We start from the raw sequence: 17322 nt of genomic DNA, 5'->3' as shown, positions 1-17322 counted from the left end.
CGCATGACGACCACGACGCCCACCTTCGCGCACCTCGCGCAGCAACCGATCGAAGCGATCATTCCGCATCGCGGCAGCATGCTGCTGATCGATGCCGTCGACATGTTCGCCGAAGAAACGCTGAGCGCGCGCGCCAGCGTGGACGCTCAAGCATGGTATGCCGACGCCGATGGCGCGATGCCCGCGTGGATCGGCATCGAACTGATGGCGCAGGCGATCGCGGCGCACGTCGCGTTGCTGGCGCTGCTCGGCGGCGGCCGCGCGCGGCCAGGCGTGCTGCTCGGCTCGCGCAGCTACAAGGCGTTGCAGCCGACCTTGGCGGCCGGCGCGTGTCTCACGATCCGCGTTCTCGAACTGCTGCGCAGCGAGGAAGGCCACGGCGCATACGAATGCACGATCCATCACGGCGACGTGTGTTGCGCCGAGGCCGTCATCAAGGTTTTTCAACCGCCCGATTTCCAGTCATTCATCGAAGGGAGTTTCAGTTCATGAGCCGGCGTGTTCTCGTTACCGGCGCAAGCCGCGGCATTGGCCGCGCGATTGCGTACCAGTTGGCCGCCGACGGCTTCGCGCTCTCCGTGCATTGCCGCACGGGACGCAGCGAAGCCGACGCGGTTGCGACGGGCATCGCCGCGCAAGGCGGCACGGCGCGCGTGCTGCAGTTCGACGTGCGCGAGCGCGCCGCGTGCCGCGAGGTGCTCGAAGCGGACGTCGCCGCACACGGGCCGTACTACGGCATCGTATGCAGCGCGGGCGTGACGCGCGACGCCGCGTTTCCCGCGCTCACCGAGGAAGACTGGGACATCGTGATCGAGACCGGTCTCGACGCGTTCTACAATGTCGTCCATCCGCTCACCATGCCGATGGTGCGTGCGCGCAAGGGCGGGCGCATTGTCACGATCGCGTCGGTGTCCGGCGTGATGGGCAATCGCGGCCAGGTCAATTACAGCGCGGCGAAGGCCGGGCTGATCGGCGCGACCAAGGCGCTCGCGGTCGAACTGGCGACGCGCAACATCACCGTCAATTGCGTCGCGCCGGGTCTGATCGAAACGGGCATGCTCGAGCAGATGCCGCTCGAACAGGCCTTGAAGACGGTGCCGATGAACCGCGTCGGCCAGCCTGCCGAGGTCGCCTCGGTGGTCAGCTTCCTGATGTCGGATGCGGCTTCCTATGTGACGCGCCAGGTGATCGGCGTCAATGGCGGGATGGTGTGATGAAGCGCGTCGTCATTACCGGCATGGGCGGCGTCACCGCATTCGGCGATAGCTGGGACGTCATCGAAGCGCGCCTGAGAAGCGGCGAGAATGCGGTGCGGCGCATGCCCGAATGGGATTACTTCGAAGCGCTGCATACGCGGCTCGCGTGTCCGCTGCCGCATTTCAACGCGCCGGCCCACTATCCGCGCAAGAAAACGCGCTCGATGGGCCCGGTGTCGATGTACTCGGTGCGCGCGAGCGAACTCGCGCTCGCCGATGCGGGACTCGCGGACGACCCGAGCATCGCCGACGGCCGCATGGGTGTCGCGTATGGCTCGTCGTCGGGCTCGGTGCAGCCGATCCGCGCGTTCGGCGCGATGCTCGAAACCGGCTCGATGGGCAGCGTCACGTCGAACAGCTACGTGCAGATGATGCCGCACACCACGGCGGTCAACGTCAGCCTGTTCTGGGATCTGAAAGGGCGGATCATTCCGACTTCGTGCGCGTGCGCGTCGGGCAGCCAGGCGATCGGCTACGCGTTCGAAGCGATCCAGAGCGGCAAGCAGACGCTGATGCTCGCGGGCGGCGCGGAAGAACTGTCCGGCCCGGCAGTCGCGGTGTTCGACACGCTGTACGCGACCAGCACGCGCAACGACGAGCCGCATCTGACGCCGCGTCCTTTCGATGCCGCGCGCGACGGCCTCGTGGTCGGCGAAGGCGCGGCCACGCTGGTGCTCGAAGAATACGAACACGCGGTGGCGCGCGGCGCGCGGATTCACGCGGAGATCGTCGGCTTCGGCTGCAATTCGGACGGCGCGCACATGACACAGCCGACCGCCGGCACGATGGCGCTCGCCATGCAGCTCGCGCTGCGCGACGCGCAACTGCCGCCGGAAGCGATCGCCTACGTGAACGCGCACGGCACCTCGACCGATCGCGGTGACATCGCGGAGAGCCATGCGACCGCGCAGACCTTCGGCGAGCGCATGCCGATCAGTTCGCTCAAGAGCTACGTCGGGCACACGCTCGGTGCGTGCGGCGCGCTCGAAGCGTGGTGGACCATCGAGATGATGAAGCGCAACTGGTATGCGCCGACCTTGAACCTCGACCACGTCGATCCGGCCTGCGCGCCGCTCGACTACATCGTCGGCACGGCGCGCGAGATCGATGCCGAACATGTGATGAGCAATAACTTTGCATTCGGCGGCATCAACACGTCGCTGATTTTCAGGCGCGTTCGATGAGCGTCGCGCTGCAACGCGTGGTCGTTACCGGCATGGGGATCGTGTCGTGCCTCGGCAATACGCTCGACGGCGTGTCCGCCGCGTTGCGCGCGGGGCGCTCGCGCATCGAACGGATCGACGCGTGGCGCGAGCGCGGGTTCGGCTCGCAGGTGGCGGGCGTCGCGTCGGTCGCGCACGAGCCGCCGTTCGGGCGCAAGCTCGAACGCTTCATGGGCGACACCGCGCGCTTCGCCTGTCACGCGGCGCGTCACGCGATCGACGACGCCGGGCTCGCGCCCGCCGCGTTGCGCTCGCCGCGCGCCGGGGCGGTGATCGGCTCGGGCGTCGGCACCCTGGCGAGCTACGACGCCGGGCTCGCGATCGCGCAGGCGCGCGGCGTCGAAAAGGTGCCGCCGTACATCGTGCCGCATGCGATGAGCAGCACCGCGTCGGCGAACGTCGCGCAGGTGTTCGGGCTCGAAGGGGTGAGCTATTCGCCGTCGTCGGCGTGCACGACCTCGGCGCTCGCGATTGGCCAGGCGATGCAACTGATCCAGACCGGCCGCCAGCAGATCGTGCTGAGCGGCGGCAGCGAAGCGCTGCACGACAACACGACATTGCTGTTCGACGCGATGGGCGCGCTGTCGCGGCGCTTCAACGACACGCCGCAGCACGCGTCGCGTCCGTACGACACGCAGCGCGACGGTTTCGTGATCGCGTCGGGCGGCGGCGTGCTGGTGCTCGAAGCGCTCGATCACGCGTTGGCGCGCGGCGCGCGCATTTACGCGGAGCTGACCGGTTTCGGCGATTGCACCGACAGCGCGGCGATGGTCGCCCCGCGCGCGGGCGGCATCGCGCGGGCGATGCGCGACGCGCTCGACGCGGCGGCCAGGCGGCCCGATTACATCAACACGCACGCACCGTCGACGCCGCTCGGCGACATCGAGGAGCTGCGCGCGTTGAGTGACGTATTCGGCGCCGCGTCCGGGCAGTGCATGCCGGCGTTTTCGTCGACAAAAGGGATGACGGGGCATTCGATCGGCGCGTGCGGCGCGCACGAGGCGATCTACACCCTCCTGATGATGCGCGATGGGTTCATCGCGGGCACGGCGGATGTCGGCACGCCCGAGCCGGAAGTGATCGGCATGCCGCTCGTGCGGAGCGCGCGCGCTGCGCGTATCGACACGGCGATGTCGGTGTCGTTCGGGTTCGGCGGCAGTTGCGCGAGCCTGATGTTCGAAGCATGGCAGGGCGGTTGAATGGGCCCACAACGAGGCCGGGAAAAACGGCCCCGACTTTAAAAATAACGAAGGTGACGACAATGAAAAAATGGACTGTGCTGGGTGCGCTTGTCGTGGTGGCGTTGACGCAGGCGGGTTGCGCGACGCAGGTGAAGTCGCTGCCATTCGCGGCGGCCGGTGGCGAGTCGCGTGGCGAGGTGCCGGTGTTCTTCGGTCAGCAGGACCATCCGGCGGTACAGAGCCAGGTGGGCGAGGTCGCGTATTCGGTGCGCATCGCGCGCAAAGTTTCGAGCCCCGACGACGCATGCCACGAAGCGCTCGCCGAAGCCGTGCGCAAGCTGCGCGACGCGGCGCGCGCGCGTCATGCGAATGCGGTGATCGACGTGTCGACGCGTTTTCATAGCACCGAAACCAGTTCGTCGAGCGACTTCACGTGCGGCGTGAGTCCGAGCGCCGCGGCGCTTGCGGTGCGCGGGCAACTCGTGGTGCTCGAAGCGCATTGAGTCGAAACGAGGCGGCAAGGCGCCTTTGCTACGCGGTTCTCGAAGAAGGCGCGCTGTAACCGGCTTTAATCAGCCTTGACCGCCGCAACATTGACGAGCGTCTCACGACGCTTACCCGGTTGCGGGCGATGCAGACCGAGCCGTTCGAGCAGACCGAAGTCCTTCGCGCGGCTCCACCAGAGATAAGGCAGCGAGACGTTGCGCTGGCCAAAGTTGAAGCCGCCGCGGCGAATCATGTCGAGGTAGCCGTCGGCGCTCTTTTGCACCTGCATCGGATGACGGAACAGCAGCCGGATCACCCAGGACCTGATGTACGCATCGGTCGATTCGGCGAACAGCAGGATGCCGCCCGGCTTGAGCACGCGGCGGAACTCGGCGAGCGCACGCTCCTGCTCGACGAGATGATGGAAGGTTTGATGGCAGAACACGATATCGGCGCTGGCGTCGGGCAGCGGCAGCTTCGCGCAGTCGCCATGCAGCAGTTCGATGTCGGTCAGCGCGGGACGGCACGCCCGGGCCGCATCGGCGGCAAGCGCGAGCGACGGCGCATGGAAATCGATGCCGACAATACGGCGCGGATTGAACGCGTCGGCGAGCAGGCGAAACGAAATGCCTTGCCCGCAGCCGACGTCGACGATGACCGGTGCGTCAGACAGGGGAGCGTCGATCAAACGTTTGAGATCGTTGATCGCGACGCGCAGCACATGATGCTCCCACGTGCGAGTGCGCAGGAACCAGATGCCGAAAGCCGTCTCCGGTACGAACGGCACACTGGATATTTCGGTTGGCGACACGCTGCACTCCCGGCGAAATGTTGTTCTTGCAGTCAGAGGCGTGATTGTAACGAGAAGTAAGGGCGCTGCATGGTGGCGCCCCGCATGCAAACCATTGGGGCAATTGTGAGCACACATTTATCAAAGCGCGTGAGCGTCGATGTGGCGATTATCGGAGCCGGACCGGCCGGTGCGGTAGCGGCCGCGTTATTGCGTCAGGCGGGCCGTTCCGTGCTGGTGCTGGAGCGTCAGCCTTTCCCGCGTTTCTCGATCGGTGAGAGTCTGCTGCCGCAAAGCATGGCCTACCTCGAAGAAGCGGGGATGTTGCAGGCCGTGGTCGAAGCGGGCTTTCAGCAAAAGAACGGCGCGCATTTCGTGTATCGCGACCAGTCGTCGTCGTTCGATTTCCGTGACAAGCATTCGGCCGGTTGGGGCACCACCTATCAGGTCGAGCGCGCGGTGTTCGACGACATCCTGATTCGCTGCGCCGCCGGGCAGGGCGCCGACGTGCGCTTCGGCCATACGGTGCGCGCGGTGCATACCGGTGCCACGCCGCTCGTCGACGTGATCGACGAGGCGGATCACGCGTATCAGGTCGAGGCGCGTTTCGTGCTCGATGCGAGCGGCTTCGGACGCGTGCTGCCGCGTCTGCTGAATCTCGAATCACCGACGCGGATGCCGACGCGCGCCGCGATTTTCACGCACGTGCGCGACGGTATTCCGGTCGGTGCGAGCGACCGCAACAAGATCTGCATCGCGACGCATCCCGGGCGCCGCGACGTGTGGTTCTGGATGATTCCGCTGGCGGGCGGGCGCTCGTCGGTGGGGTGCGTGGCCGAGGCGAGTTTTCTCGACGTACCGGAAGCGGAGCGCGACGCGACGTTGCGCGCGCTGATCCAGCAGGAGCCGACGCTGAACCGGCTGATCGGTCACGCGCCGTTTCTGATGCCGGTGCGGCATATCGGCGGTTACGCGGCGAACGTCGAGCGCCTGCATGGCCCCGGTTACGCGCTGCTCGGCAATGCCGGCGAATTTCTCGATCCGGTGTTCTCGTCCGGGGTGACGATCGCGCTGCGTTCGGCGCATCTCGCGGCGCACACGTTGAACCGGCAACTCGACGGCGAGACGGTCGACTGGTCGGCGGACTACGACGTGCCGCTGCGCAAAGGCATCGACACGTTCCGCGCGTTCGTCGAGCGTTGGTACAGCGGCGAGTTGCAGGACATCATCTATTACCCGGACCAGGTGCCGTCGATTCGCCGCATGATCAGCGCGGTGCTGGCGGGGTATGCGTGGGACGAGTCGAATCCGTATGTCGCCGATCCGGTGCGGCGGCTCACTGCGCTGCATGAGGTGTGTATGCAGCGGTGAGCGGCGGCATCGTTTGATCCGTATGTTCAAGAGGTCAAATGAAAACGGCGCTTCCTGATCGAAGCGCCGTTTTTCATTCCGCGGCCCGACCGAGGCCGCCTCGTCATGTCGCGATCAGCGCGTACTCAAGCCACCATCCACGCCGCCCGCGCCGCATGCTGCCGCACATCGTCGCGACGATGCACACGCTTGCCGGCCGCATACGTTTCGTAGACCGCCCGATCGTCGCCGAGCAGCGCGAACGCGAACAGCAACTCTTCCAGCGATTCGGTGCGCGCCGTGCGGCGCGCCAACAACGGCGTCGCCTGCGGATCGAGCACGACGAAGTCCGCTTCCGAATTCGGCTTCAGCGTACCGACCTTGTCCGCGAGATCGAGCGCTTCAGCCGCACCCGCGGTCGCCAGATAGAACATGCGCGTCGCGCTCAGATGATGGCCACCGAGCCGCGCGACCTTGTGCGCTTCGTTCATCGTTTGCAGCATCGAGAACGAGGTGCCGCCGCCGACGTCGGTCGCCAGCGCGATCGGCATGCCTGCCGCATCGGCCTTGTCGAAGTCGAACAGGCCGCTGCCGAGAAACAGGTTCGAGGTCGGGCAATGCGAGGCGACCGCGCCGGTTTGCGCCATGCGCCGGCGATCCTCCTCGTCGAGGTGGATGCAATGGCCGTACACCGCGCGGCGGCGCAGCAGGCCGTAGTGATCGTAGATGTCGAGATAGCTGCGGTGGCCGGGGAACAGACCTGCGACCCATTTCACCTCGTCGACGTTTTCCGCGACATGGCTCTGAATGAACACGTCCGGATGCTGGCGCGCCAGCACGCCGCACGCTTCGAGTTGCGCTTCGGTCGAAGTCGGCGCGAACCGGGGCGTGAGCGCGTACATCTGGCGCCCGCGATTGTGCCAGCGGCCGATCAGTTCGGCGCTGTCGTCGTAACCCGATTGCGCGGTGTCGCGCAGGAACTCGGGGCAGTTGCGGTCCATCAGTACTTTGCCCGCTACCATCCGCAGATTGCGCGCTTCGCTCTTGGAGAAGAGCGCGTCGGCGGATTCCTTGTGAACCGTGCAGTACACGAGCGCGGTGGTCGTGCCGCACGCGAGCAGTTCGTCGACGAAAAAGCTCGCGGTGTCGCGCGCATACGCCGGATCGGTGAAGCGGCGCTCGGTCGGAAACGTGTAGGTGTCGAGCCACGGCAACAAACCCGGCGCCGGCGACGCAATCATGTCCGTTTGCGGAAAGTGAATGTGCGTATCGATGAATCCCGGCACGATCAGCTTGTCGCGCATGTCCTGCACCTCGGTGCCCGGCGCGAGCCGCGACGCGAGCGCCGCATACGCGCCCGCCGCGGCCACGTGGCCGTCCTCGACGATCAATAGGCCGTCCTCATGGAACACCGCCGCAGCGGGCGACTGCGCGGGGTCGCCGGTGAAGCTCAGCAGTTGCGCGCGAAATGCCGACGGCGCTGCTTTGGCCGGGTGGGCCGGGTTAGTCGCTTGAGTCATGGAAAAACCGTCTCCGAATGTGAAAAACCGGGCGGCGCGCACGGACAAACCGTGCCGCCCTTGGCCACTTCATGTCGGCACCGTCAGTGCGGGCCGCTTGGATGCCAGTGCGCGTCGAGCTTCGCGATCAGCGCGCCACGCTCCTCAGGTGTCACGAACGACGCTTCGAAGCTGTTGCGGATGATCGTGTACACCTCGGCGTCGTTGAGCTTCAACGCGTCGATGGTGGCGAGATAGTTGGCGTTCACGTAGCCGCCGAAGTAGGCCGGGTCGTCGGAATTCACCGTCACCGCGACGCCGCGATCGAGCAGGTCCTTCAACGTGTGCCTGGTGAGGTCGTCGAACACGCAGAGCTTCAGGTTCGACAGCGGGCACACGGTCAACGCGACGCGCGAGTCGGCCAGACGCGTGACGAGCGCCGGGTCCTCGATGCTCCGCACGCCATGATCGACGCGGTCCACTTTCAGGAGATCGAGCGCTTCGTAGATGTACGAGGGCGGCCCTTCCTCGCCCGCGTGCGCGACGAGTTTCAGGCCGAGCGCGCGCGCCTTCGCGAACACGCGTTCGAACTTCGACGGCGGATGGCCGCGCTCCGACGAGTCGAGGCCGACACCGATCAACCGGTGCTTGTACTGCTCGAACAGAGGCAGTGCTTCGTCGAAGGTGGCGAGCGCATCCTCTTCGGACAGATGGCGCAGGAAGCACAGAATCAGCTTGCTCGTCATGCCGCGTTTTTCCGCGTCGGCGAGTGCGCGTTCGATGCCGGCTACGACGGTGGCGATCGGCACGCCGCGTTCGGTGTGCGTCTGCGGGTCGAAGAAGATTTCGCTGTGAATCACGTTGTCGGCGAGACACCGTTCGACATACGCCATCGTCATGTCGTAGAAGTCCTGCTCGTGCAGCAGCACGCTCGCGCCCGCGTAGTAGATGTCGAGGAACGATTGCAGATCGGTGAACGCGTAGGCGGCGCGCAGCGCGTCGATCGAGTCGTACGCGAGCTTCACGCCGTTGCGCCCGGCGAGCGCGAAAATCAGTTCGGGTTCGAGCGAGCCTTCGATATGAATGTGCAGCTCGGCCTTCGGCGCCCGCGCGGTTTTATCGGCGAGCGAGGGGGAGATCGTGGTGGCGGTCGTTGTAGTCATGGTGGTTTGAAGTGTGTTGGAGCCGGTGCGCGCCGTGAGTCGTGCGTCGCCGTGTCAGACCGCTTGCGGCGCGTGATGCGTGCCCGCGTTCGCCTCGACGGCCTGCAGCACCTGCGCGGCCGCCGAGATCGCGATGATCTCCGGCGACTTGTCGACGATGCCGTCGACGCCGAGCGGACACTTCATCCGCGCGATCTGCGACGGGTCGATGCCGCGCGCCGCGAGCCGGTGTTCGAACTGCTTGCGCTTGCTATGCGAGCCGATCATGCCGAAGAACGCGAAGTCGCCGCGCCGCAGAATGCGCTCGGCCAGTTCGAGATCGAGCGCATGATTGTGCGTCATCACGATGAAGTATGTGTTCGGCGCGGCCTGATCGATCGCTTCGTCGGGCGCGTCGTTCGGATCGAGCTTGACGTTCGGCGCGTGCAGCGATTCGAGCGGCGGGAATTGCGCGTCGCGTTCGTCGACCCAGCGCACGGTGCAGGGCAGCGTGGCCAGCACGCGCACGAGCGCGGCGCCCACATGGCCCGCGCCGAACAGCACGACGGCAAAGTCGCCCGGCGCGATGGTTTCGGTGAGCAGCGCACTGCTGTCGTCGAAACCGGCGCCGTCCCACAGCAGGCAGTCGGCGGCATCGACGCCCGGCTCGGGCTCGGACAGCATCACCGCGTCCGGCGCGGGGCCGAATGATACGCTACGCACCGTCGATTGACCCGCGGCCACGCGTTTCGCGAGCGACGTGATCCAGCCGAGGTCGCCGATGTCGAGCCGCTCGAACGCGAGTATCACCGCGCCGCCGCAGCATTGGCCGAGGCTCGGGCCGAGCGCGAAACGCTCCAGCCGGCGCATATGCGGCGAGCGCATGCCGTCGCGCAGCACCTGGCGCGCGGTCTCGATCGCCTTCCATTCGAGATGGCCGCCGCCGATCGTATGCTTCGCCGATTCGCGGGTGACGATCATCTTGGTGCCGGCTTCGCGCGGCGCCGACCCTTCGACGCGCGCGACCGTCACCAGCACGGCGGCGTCGCCATGCGCGAGCAGTTGTTGTAGCTCAGGTAGCCAGGCTTGCATCCGGCAGTTCTCCATGCAGGGCCGCGCAGGGTGTCCACGCGGCCGGTTGCGCTTTTGCGTGCGCTTGTGGGTGCGCCCTGACGCGTTCGTGTCGCGTCAGGCCGTGGGGTTGATTCATTCCGGTCATTCTATTGCGCTTGTATTCAGGCCGTCGCGCCGGTGCTCGTCTGCGTGGCGGATTGTTCGGTTGCATAGGCGGACTGCAACGCGTCCAGCGCATCGAGTATCGCTTCGGGCGTGGCCGGCGCGCGTAACGGTGGAGCAGGTTGCGCGCCTGGCACGGCCGCCGCGATCGCGTCGCGAATCGCAAGGAACACCGAGAACGGCAGCAGAAGCGGCGGCTCGCCGACAGCTTTCGAGCGGAACACGGTCGGCTCCGCGTTCTGGTTCTGATAGAGCTGCACATAGAACGCGGCGGGCGTGTCGCTGACGGCGGGAATCTTGTACGTGGACGGCGCGTGCGTCATCAGCCGGCCATCGCGGTTCCACCAGAGTTCCTCGGTGGTGAGCCAGCCCATGCCCTGAATGAAGCCGCCTTCCACCTGGCCGATGTCGATCGCCGGATTGATCGACTGGCCGGCGTCGTGCAGCACGTCCGCGCGCAGCAGTTTCCATTCGCCGGTCAGCGTGTCGATCACGACTTCGGATACCGCTGCGCCGTAGGCAAAGTAATAGAACGGATGGCCGGTCAGCGTCTTCGCATCCCAGTGCACTTTCGGCGTCGTGTAGAAACCGTCCGACCACAACTGCACGCGCGCGAGATACGCCGCGCCGACCAGTTGTTCGAAGGGCATGGCGCCGCCGTTCACCGACACCGTGCTATTGGCGAACTGCGCGTCTTGCGCATTGCCGCCGAGCTGTTTGACCGCGAGTTCCGCGAGCCGCGCGCGAATCGTGCGCGCCGCCGCTTCGGCCGCTTTGCCGTTCAGATCGCTGCCGGTCGACGCCGCGGTCGCCGACGTATTCGCGACCTTGGAGGTATCCGTCGCCGTCACCCGCACGCGCGAGAGCGGCAAACCGAACTGATTCGCGACCACCTGCGCGACCTTCGTGTTGAGCCCCTGGCCCATCTCGGTGCCGCCGTGATTGACGAGCACCGAGCCGTCCTTATACACGTGCACCAGCGCGCCGGCCTGGTTGAGAAACGGCACGTTGAACGAGATGCCGAACTTGACCGGCGAAAATGCGATGCCGCGCTTGAGCACCGGACTGCTCGCGTTGAAGGCGGCGAGCGCCGCGCGCCGTGCGCGGTAGTCGCTGCTATCGAGCAGCGCGTCGGTCAGCGGCGCGATGATGTTGTCTGTGACGCGCTGCCCATACGGCGTCGTATCGCGTTCGCCGACGCCGTAGTAGTTGGCCAGACGCACGTCGAGCGGGTCGCGGTTCAACTGACGCGCGATGCCGTCGAGCATCACTTCCATTACGAGCGCGCCTTGTGGTCCGCCGAAGCCGCGGAACGCGGTGTTCGATTGCGTGTTGGTCTTGCAGCACAGCGCGACGATATCGACATCGCAGAGGTAGTACGCGTTGTCGAAGTGGCACACGGCGCGCGTCGCTACCGCGCCCGACAGGTCAGCCGAATAGCCCGCGCGCAAAGCGATTTCGACGCGCGCGCCGAGAATGCGGCCGGTGTCGTCGAAGCCCGCTTCGTACTCGTAGACCGCGTCGTGGCGCTTGCCGGTGATCATGAAATCGTCGTCGCGATCGGCGCGCAGTTTGACCGGACGACGCAGCAGCTTCGCGGCCAACGCCGCCACGCACGCGAACAGGGCCGACTGCGATTCCTTGCCGCCGAAGCCGCCGCCCATGCGCCGGCATTCGCACACGACGTTGTGCGCGGGCCAGTCGAGCATATGCGCGACCACCTGCTGCATTTCGCTCGGATGCTGCGTCGAACTGTAGACAAGCATGCCGTCCATTTCCTTCGGCACTGCGTAGGCGACCTGGCCTTCCAGATAAAACTGCTCCTGGCCGCCCACCTCGAACGTGCCGCTGATGCTATGCGGCGCGGCGGCGATCTTCGCCTCGGGCTCGCCGCGTTTCAGATGCAGCGGCGGCAGCACGAACTGCTTCGCGGCCTTCGCTTGGGCGGGCGTGAGGATGGCTTCGAGCGGTTCATAGCGGATCACGTCGTCGCTTTTTGCGAGCGCTGCCGCCCGGCGCGCCAGTTCGTGGCTCTCGGCAATGACCGCAAACACCGGCTGGCCGAGATACAGCACTTCGTCGACGGCGAGGATCGGGTCGTCGTGCAGCACCGGGCCGCAATTGTTTTCGCCGGGGATGTCCGCGGCGCTCAGCACCGCGATCACGCCGGGCGCTTTTCTCACCGCGTCCAGATCCATCGACACGATCCGCGCGTGCGCATGGCGCGACAGTCCGAGCGCCGCGTGCAGCGTGCCGTGCAGTTCGGCGATGTCGTCCGTGTAGGTGGCTTCGCCGCTCACATGCAGTGCAGCCGATTCATGCGGCAGCGATACGCCGATCGCGGCGTCGTTGTCATGTTCATGCGCGGCGGCGTGCTGGGCGGCAAGCGCTCCGCCCGCGTGTTCGACGAAAGCATCGGTGCGGTTCATCACGATGGCTCCTTCGCTGCGGCCGCATCGGGCATCGCCGGTACGCCTGACAGCGCGGCCGCGAAGCCGAACGCATTCACTTCGAGCAGCGCGAGCGGCCCGTCCCGGCGCGTTTCGAGATGAAAACGCCAGAGCAGGTTGCGCGCCACCTTCAGCCGGTAGGCACTCGACGCGCGCATGTCGGTGAGCGGCTGGTAATCGGCGACGAGCGCGTTCATCGCCTGCCGCGCGGTGCTTTCGTTCCAGGTTGCGCCGTTCAGCACGGCTTCGGTTTGCGCGGCGCGCTTCGGCGTGGCCGCCATGCCGCCGAAAGCGATGCGCGCGGTCTGAATCGCGCCGTCGTCATCGAGGTGGAGTGCGAACGCCGCGCATACCGCCGAGATGTCCTGATCGTAGCGCTTCGACACCTTGTAAGTGCGAAAGCGCAGGTTGCCCGCCGGGCGTGGCACGCGCAGCGCCGCAACGAATTCGCCGGAGTCGAGCGCGGTTTTCTGATAGCCGAGGTAGAACGCGTCGAGCGGCAGCGTGCGGCGGGTCGGGCCGTGGCGCAGCACGACTTCCGCGCCGAGCGCGAGCAGCGCGGGCATCGAATCGCCGATCGGCGAGCCGTTCGCGACATTGCCGCCGAGCGTGCCGGCGTTGCGGATCGGCAGCGACGCGAAGCGCGTCCACAGTTCGGCGAGTTCGGGATAATCGACGGCGAGCGCCGCGTACGCGTCTTCGAGCGTGACGGCCGCGCCGATCGTCAGCGTCTGCGCATCGCGTTCGATGGTTTTCAGTTCGGCGACGTTGCCGATGTACAAAATGTCGCCGAGATCGCGGAACTGCTTGGTGACCCACAGGCCGACGTCGGTGCTGCCGGCGAGTACCCGTGCCTGAGGATGGGCGGCACGCAGCGTGGCGAACGCATCGAGCGTGACCGGCGCGCGGAAGGTGGGCAAGCCGAACGCCGCGCCGCGTGCATCGGGCGCGCCGTATTCGAAGGTGGCGCGGCGTTGCAGGTCGCGCAACGTGTCCGCGATGGCGGGGCGGTCCAGCGTCACGCGCGGGTAGTGCGGATAGTCGAACATCTTCTGCGACGCCTCGACGATCGGCCGGTAGCCGGTGCAGCGGCACAAATTGCCGGACAGCGCGGCGTTGATTTCGTCGCGGGTGGGCAGGCCGGCGTCGGCGGGCTGGTTTTCGTACAGCGCCCACATCGACATCACGAAACCGGGCGTGCAGAAGCCGCATTGCGAACCGTGGCAATCGACCATGGCCTGCTGCACGGGGTGCAGCGAGCCGTCGGCGGCGCGCAGGTCTTCGACGGTGAAGAGCGCTTTGCCGTCCAACGTGGGCAGGAACTGGATGCAAGCGTTGACCGCTTTGAGCGCGAGCGCGCCGCGCGCGTCCAGTTCACCGACGACCACCGTGCAGGCGCCGCAGTCGCCTTCCGCGCAGCCTTCCTTGGTGCCGGTGCACAACGCGTCCTCGCGCAGGTGCTGGAGCACGGTGCGCGTCGCCGGGACGCCCGCGACCTCGCGGACGGACCCCTGGTGATAGAAGCGGATGGTTTGCGTTGTCATGGCGAATCCGAAAGACAGTGCGGACCGGGCGCGCGTTACGCATGGGGTCGCCAAAGCCGGCCTCGCGCACGTAGATCGCCATCCGGTTCCCAAGATAGCATTACCGCGACCCGAAAATATTTCCCATGTCGCATGAAGCTTATTCGGCGATGGTCATGAGCAGTCCGTCGCTTCAGTACGATTCGCGCGGCGACGGGAAGTTGCGTGGGCGGGCGGGATTGGGCAAAAGCCGCACGGGGGGCGGGCGCCAGGCGGATGCTTGCCGGTTATTGCCGCGTGGATGCCGCGGTTCTTGCCGATTCATTGCCCGGCATTGCAAAGGCGCTCGCACAAGCCAAGCCGACGAAAAAACGCCGGCCTTCGGCCGCCGCGACCGGCGACGCGAAGTCCGGCGTGGTGTCGGGACAGGAAGCTGGGAAGCGCGTTCAGGCGATCCGGCGGCGATTGCGGATCAGGCTCATCACCAGCGGAATGAACGCGAGCACGAATGCGACCAGCGACCACATCGGCAGCGTCAGGCCGAGAATCGGCGGATAGGCCGTTTCGCACAGGCCGGCCACCTTGAACACGCCCGGCAGCCAATGGGCGGGCGGCAGACCGTCGACCACCGGCTGCAGCGCGTCGAAGCCGCAGCTAAAGCCCGGATTGGCCTGCACATACACGTGCCGCGCGGCCGTCACGATGCCCGCGAGCGCCGACAACGCCGCCAGCAATTCCAGCAGACGCACGCCGCGCCAGTGGTTGAAGCGGGCGCCGAGGAACGCGAAGATCGCAATCAGCAGGAAGAAATAGCGCTGGATGATGCACAACGGGCACGGGTCTTCGTGCAGAAAGTACTGCAGGTACAACGCACCGCCCACCAGGGCGACACAGATCAGGCCAAGCAGAACCAGCAGGGAGCGCTCGCGGCGCAGCATTGCAGTGTCGTTGTTCATGGATCGTAGGGCGGTCTGAAGACAAAAGGGCAGGTGCCCGCGATTCTAGCGCGAACCCCTGCCCCGACGCTTATCGCACTATTGCGTCCGCTGGACTGCTGGATCACTGGACCTCCCAAGCCGCCCGGCGCCTCACTCGCCGCCCCCTCCCGCTCAACGAATCGCGTTGAGCACCGCCTCCGCGCCGCGCCCGATCGCCAGCAGCGCATCGTCGGCGTGCGGCGCGCCCGCCAGCATCAGTCCGACGGGCGCGTCACCGCGCAGATGGCAGGGCAGCGACAGCGCACAGGTATCGAGGAAGTTGAACGCGCTCGGGTTGCGCAGGATCAGCGCATTGGTGCGGCCAAAGGCGTCGTCGTCGTGGATCAGGTCGGCCACGCGCGGCGGCAGCACCGGCACGGTCGGCGCGACCACCGCGTCGAAGCGCTGCCACAGGGTGCGCGCGGCTTCCGCAAGCATGGCCTCGCGTGCGGCAAGCAGGTCCAGATAGTCGACGGCGCTGGCGGGCTGACCTTTGAGGATGCGCGTGAGCACGCGCGGGTCGTATTGCTCGCGATGCGTCTCGAGCAGCGGCCGATGCCACGCATACGCTTCGATCGGCGAGAAGCCGAAGCGGTTGATGTCGGGCAAGCGGTCGAGCGGCGCGAAACGCACTTCGCTGACGATCGCGCCGGCCGCTTCGAGGTGCTTGAGCGCGGTGTCGATCGCGGCGGCGACCGCCGGCTCGACGCCGTCGGTGACGAAGTTCGTCAGCACGCCGAGGCGCACGCCTTCGAGCGGACGCGCGGCCGGAATGCGCGGCTCCAACCCGCCCAGCATCCGGTCGACGAGCGCGCAGCACGCGACCGACACGCCGATCGGCCCAAACGAATCGAGCGTCGTCGAGAGCGGCACGCCGCCCTGTTTCGGGATGCGCGAGGCGGTCGGCTTGAAGCCGGTCAGGCCGCACAGGGCGGCCGGGATGCGGATCGAGCCGCCGGTGTCGGTGCCGAGCGCGACGGCCGCCATGCCGTCGGCCACCGAGGCCGCCGCGCCCGAGGACGAGCCGCCTGAAATCCGCTCGTCGCCTTTCACGTTGCGCCGGTACGGCGAGAGCGGATTGCCGTAGTGCGGATTCAGGCCGAGCCCGGAAAACGCGAACTCGCTCATGTTGGTGCGTCCGACGATCACCGCGCCGGCCCGCTTCAAACGCGCGACCGCGACGGCGTCGGTTTTCGCGGGCGGGGCGTCGGCGAGCACGACGGAGCCCGCCCGGGTCGGCTGGCCTTCGATGTCGAACAGGTCCTTGACCGACACCGGAATGCCGGCGAGCGGCGAGAGCACGGTGCCGGCTGCGCGCAGGCGGTCATGCGCGTCGGCGGCGGCGCGGGCGCTGCCGGCGTCGACGTGCATGAAGGCGGTCGCGCCCTGGCCGGCCGGATCTTCGATCCGTTCGAGCGCGGTTTCGACGAGCGCGCGGCTCGTGGTGCGTCCGGCGGCGAGGTCGGCGGCAAGCTGGGCTAGCGGCGGGAAGGGCGTGAATTCAGTGGCCATGATGTCGGTGAGAATCCGGTTGAACCGGGCGAAGCCGGTTGATCAGGGGATGCGGCAGGTGAGGGTGGCTAATGAAGATGGCAAACCTGTGTGCGCTCAAAAACCGTCGCCGTGACGCACCGTGACGCGTGCGATCCGGATGCTTCAGATGCGGTTGAAGAGCGTCGCGCGGAACGCCTCGATATGCTTCTGCACTGATTGACGCGCGCCTTCGGCATCGCGTTCGCGCAGCAGCCGGAATAGTTCGAGATGTTCTTCATGGACGTCTTCGAGATGATGCGGCTCGGACAGCGAAATGAACCAGAAGCGCAGCGAACGCTCATGCAACCCGCGCAGGATGTCGGCAAGCACCGGATTGCGCGAGGCGGCCGAGACGGCCAGATGAAACTCGCGATCGATGTCCATCATCCCTTCGACGTCGTGTGCGGCGACGCACACCGACGAGCGGTCCAGCAGCGCCTGCATCGCGTCGTAGTCGTGCTGCTGCGCGTGGCGCGCGGCGAGCTCGACGCAGTAGCTTTCGTTGACGAGACGCACGTCGATGATCGCCAGCACGTCGTCGAGCGAAACCGGCCGGACCATGATGCCCTTTCGCGGCATGATGGTCAGCATGCCTTCGTGCACGAGGCGGTGCAGCGCCTGGTGCACCGGCGTTCTGCCTATCCCGGTCAGCGCCATCAGTTCGGCCTCGTTGAGC

At 66.7% G+C, this 17322-nt stretch carries 15 protein-coding genes; 6 read left to right on the top strand and 9 right to left on the bottom strand.

Annotated elements, in window-relative coordinates; genetic code table 11:
- Nucleotides 1–3: 3 nt before the first annotated feature.
- The 5 genes from CIC12_RS14340 (at nt 4) to CIC12_RS14320 (ending at nt 4163) form a co-directional block, all read left to right on the top strand.
- A complete protein-coding gene (locus CIC12_RS14340; protein WP_168664757.1) occupies nt 4–492 on the top strand; it encodes an ApeP family dehydratase in 489 nt (162 codons plus the stop codon).
- Nucleotides 489–1214, top strand: coding sequence for a 3-ketoacyl-ACP reductase FabG2 (locus CIC12_RS14335; RefSeq protein ID WP_168664756.1), 726 nt, complete (start codon nt 489–491; stop codon nt 1212–1214). Before CIC12_RS14340 ends, CIC12_RS14335 begins: the two co-directional genes overlap by 4 nt.
- Complete coding sequence (locus CIC12_RS14330) at nt 1214–2440, top strand: beta-ketoacyl-ACP synthase (protein ID WP_168664755.1); 1227 nt, start codon at nt 1214–1216, stop codon at nt 2438–2440. Before CIC12_RS14335 ends, CIC12_RS14330 begins: the two co-directional genes overlap by 1 nt.
- Nucleotides 2437–3678, top strand: coding sequence for a beta-ketoacyl synthase N-terminal-like domain-containing protein (locus CIC12_RS14325; RefSeq protein WP_168664754.1), 1242 nt, complete (start codon nt 2437–2439; stop codon nt 3676–3678). The genes CIC12_RS14330 and CIC12_RS14325 overlap by 4 nt, the downstream gene beginning before the upstream one ends.
- A 62-nt stretch (nt 3679–3740) precedes the next feature.
- Nucleotides 3741–4163: a signal peptidase gene (locus tag CIC12_RS14320; RefSeq protein WP_168664753.1), complete on the top strand. Its 423-nt coding sequence runs from the start codon at nt 3741–3743 to the stop codon at nt 4161–4163.
- A gap of 65 nt (nt 4164–4228) precedes the next feature.
- Here the strand turns inward: CIC12_RS14320 and CIC12_RS14315 are convergent, their stop codons facing one another.
- Complete coding sequence (locus CIC12_RS14315) at nt 4229–4957, bottom strand: methyltransferase domain-containing protein (protein WP_168664752.1); 729 nt, start codon at nt 4955–4957, stop codon at nt 4229–4231.
- An 84-nt stretch (nt 4958–5041) separates the two neighbouring features.
- Between CIC12_RS14315 and CIC12_RS14310 the strand changes: the two genes are divergently transcribed.
- Nucleotides 5042–6307, top strand: a complete 1266-nt coding sequence (locus CIC12_RS14310; RefSeq protein ID WP_174772047.1) for an NAD(P)/FAD-dependent oxidoreductase — start codon at nt 5042–5044, stop codon at nt 6305–6307.
- A 125-nt stretch (nt 6308–6432) separates the two neighbouring features.
- On the opposite strand, the gene guaD is transcribed toward CIC12_RS14310, so the two are convergent.
- The 8 genes from guaD to CIC12_RS14270 form a co-directional block, all read right to left on the bottom strand.
- Nucleotides 6433–7806, bottom strand: a complete 1374-nt coding sequence (guaD, locus tag CIC12_RS14305; RefSeq protein ID WP_168664750.1) for a guanine deaminase — start codon at nt 7804–7806, stop codon at nt 6433–6435.
- An 83-nt stretch (nt 7807–7889) separates the two neighbouring features.
- Complete coding sequence (locus tag CIC12_RS14300; RefSeq protein WP_168664749.1) at nt 7890–8948, bottom strand: adenosine deaminase; 1059 nt, start codon at nt 8946–8948, stop codon at nt 7890–7892.
- A gap of 54 nt (nt 8949–9002) precedes the next feature.
- Entirely contained in the window at nt 9003–10019 is a 1017-nt protein-coding gene (xdhC, locus tag CIC12_RS14295; RefSeq protein WP_168664748.1) for a xanthine dehydrogenase accessory protein XdhC, read from the bottom strand.
- Between the two features lie 143 nt (nt 10020–10162).
- A complete protein-coding gene (gene xdhB, locus CIC12_RS14290; protein WP_168664747.1) occupies nt 10163–12592 on the bottom strand; it encodes a xanthine dehydrogenase molybdopterin binding subunit in 2430 nt (809 codons plus the stop codon).
- A complete protein-coding gene (xdhA, locus tag CIC12_RS14285; RefSeq protein WP_168664746.1) occupies nt 12592–14157 on the bottom strand; it encodes a xanthine dehydrogenase small subunit in 1566 nt (521 codons plus the stop codon). Before xdhA ends, xdhB begins: the two co-directional genes overlap by 1 nt.
- A gap of 425 nt (nt 14158–14582) precedes the next feature.
- Nucleotides 14583–15092: a disulfide bond formation protein B gene (locus tag CIC12_RS14280; protein WP_168664745.1), complete on the bottom strand. Its 510-nt coding sequence runs from the start codon at nt 15090–15092 to the stop codon at nt 14583–14585.
- A 153-nt stretch (nt 15093–15245) separates the two neighbouring features.
- Nucleotides 15246–16625 carry an amidase gene (locus CIC12_RS14275; protein WP_168664744.1) on the bottom strand — a complete coding sequence of 460 codons (1380 nt, stop codon included), beginning with the start codon at nt 16623–16625 and terminating at the stop codon, nt 15246–15248.
- 144 nt (nt 16626–16769) lie between these two features.
- A partial coding sequence (locus CIC12_RS14270; protein WP_168664743.1) for a GntR family transcriptional regulator occupies nt 16770–17322 on the bottom strand: 553 nt, incomplete at its 5' end.

This window comes from Paraburkholderia sp. SG-MS1 (assembly GCF_012275575.1).
GTDB lineage: Bacteria > Pseudomonadota > Gammaproteobacteria > Burkholderiales > Burkholderiaceae > Paraburkholderia.
Note: the sequence above shows the minus strand (reverse complement) of the source record. Positions and strands in the feature narration are given on the sequence as shown.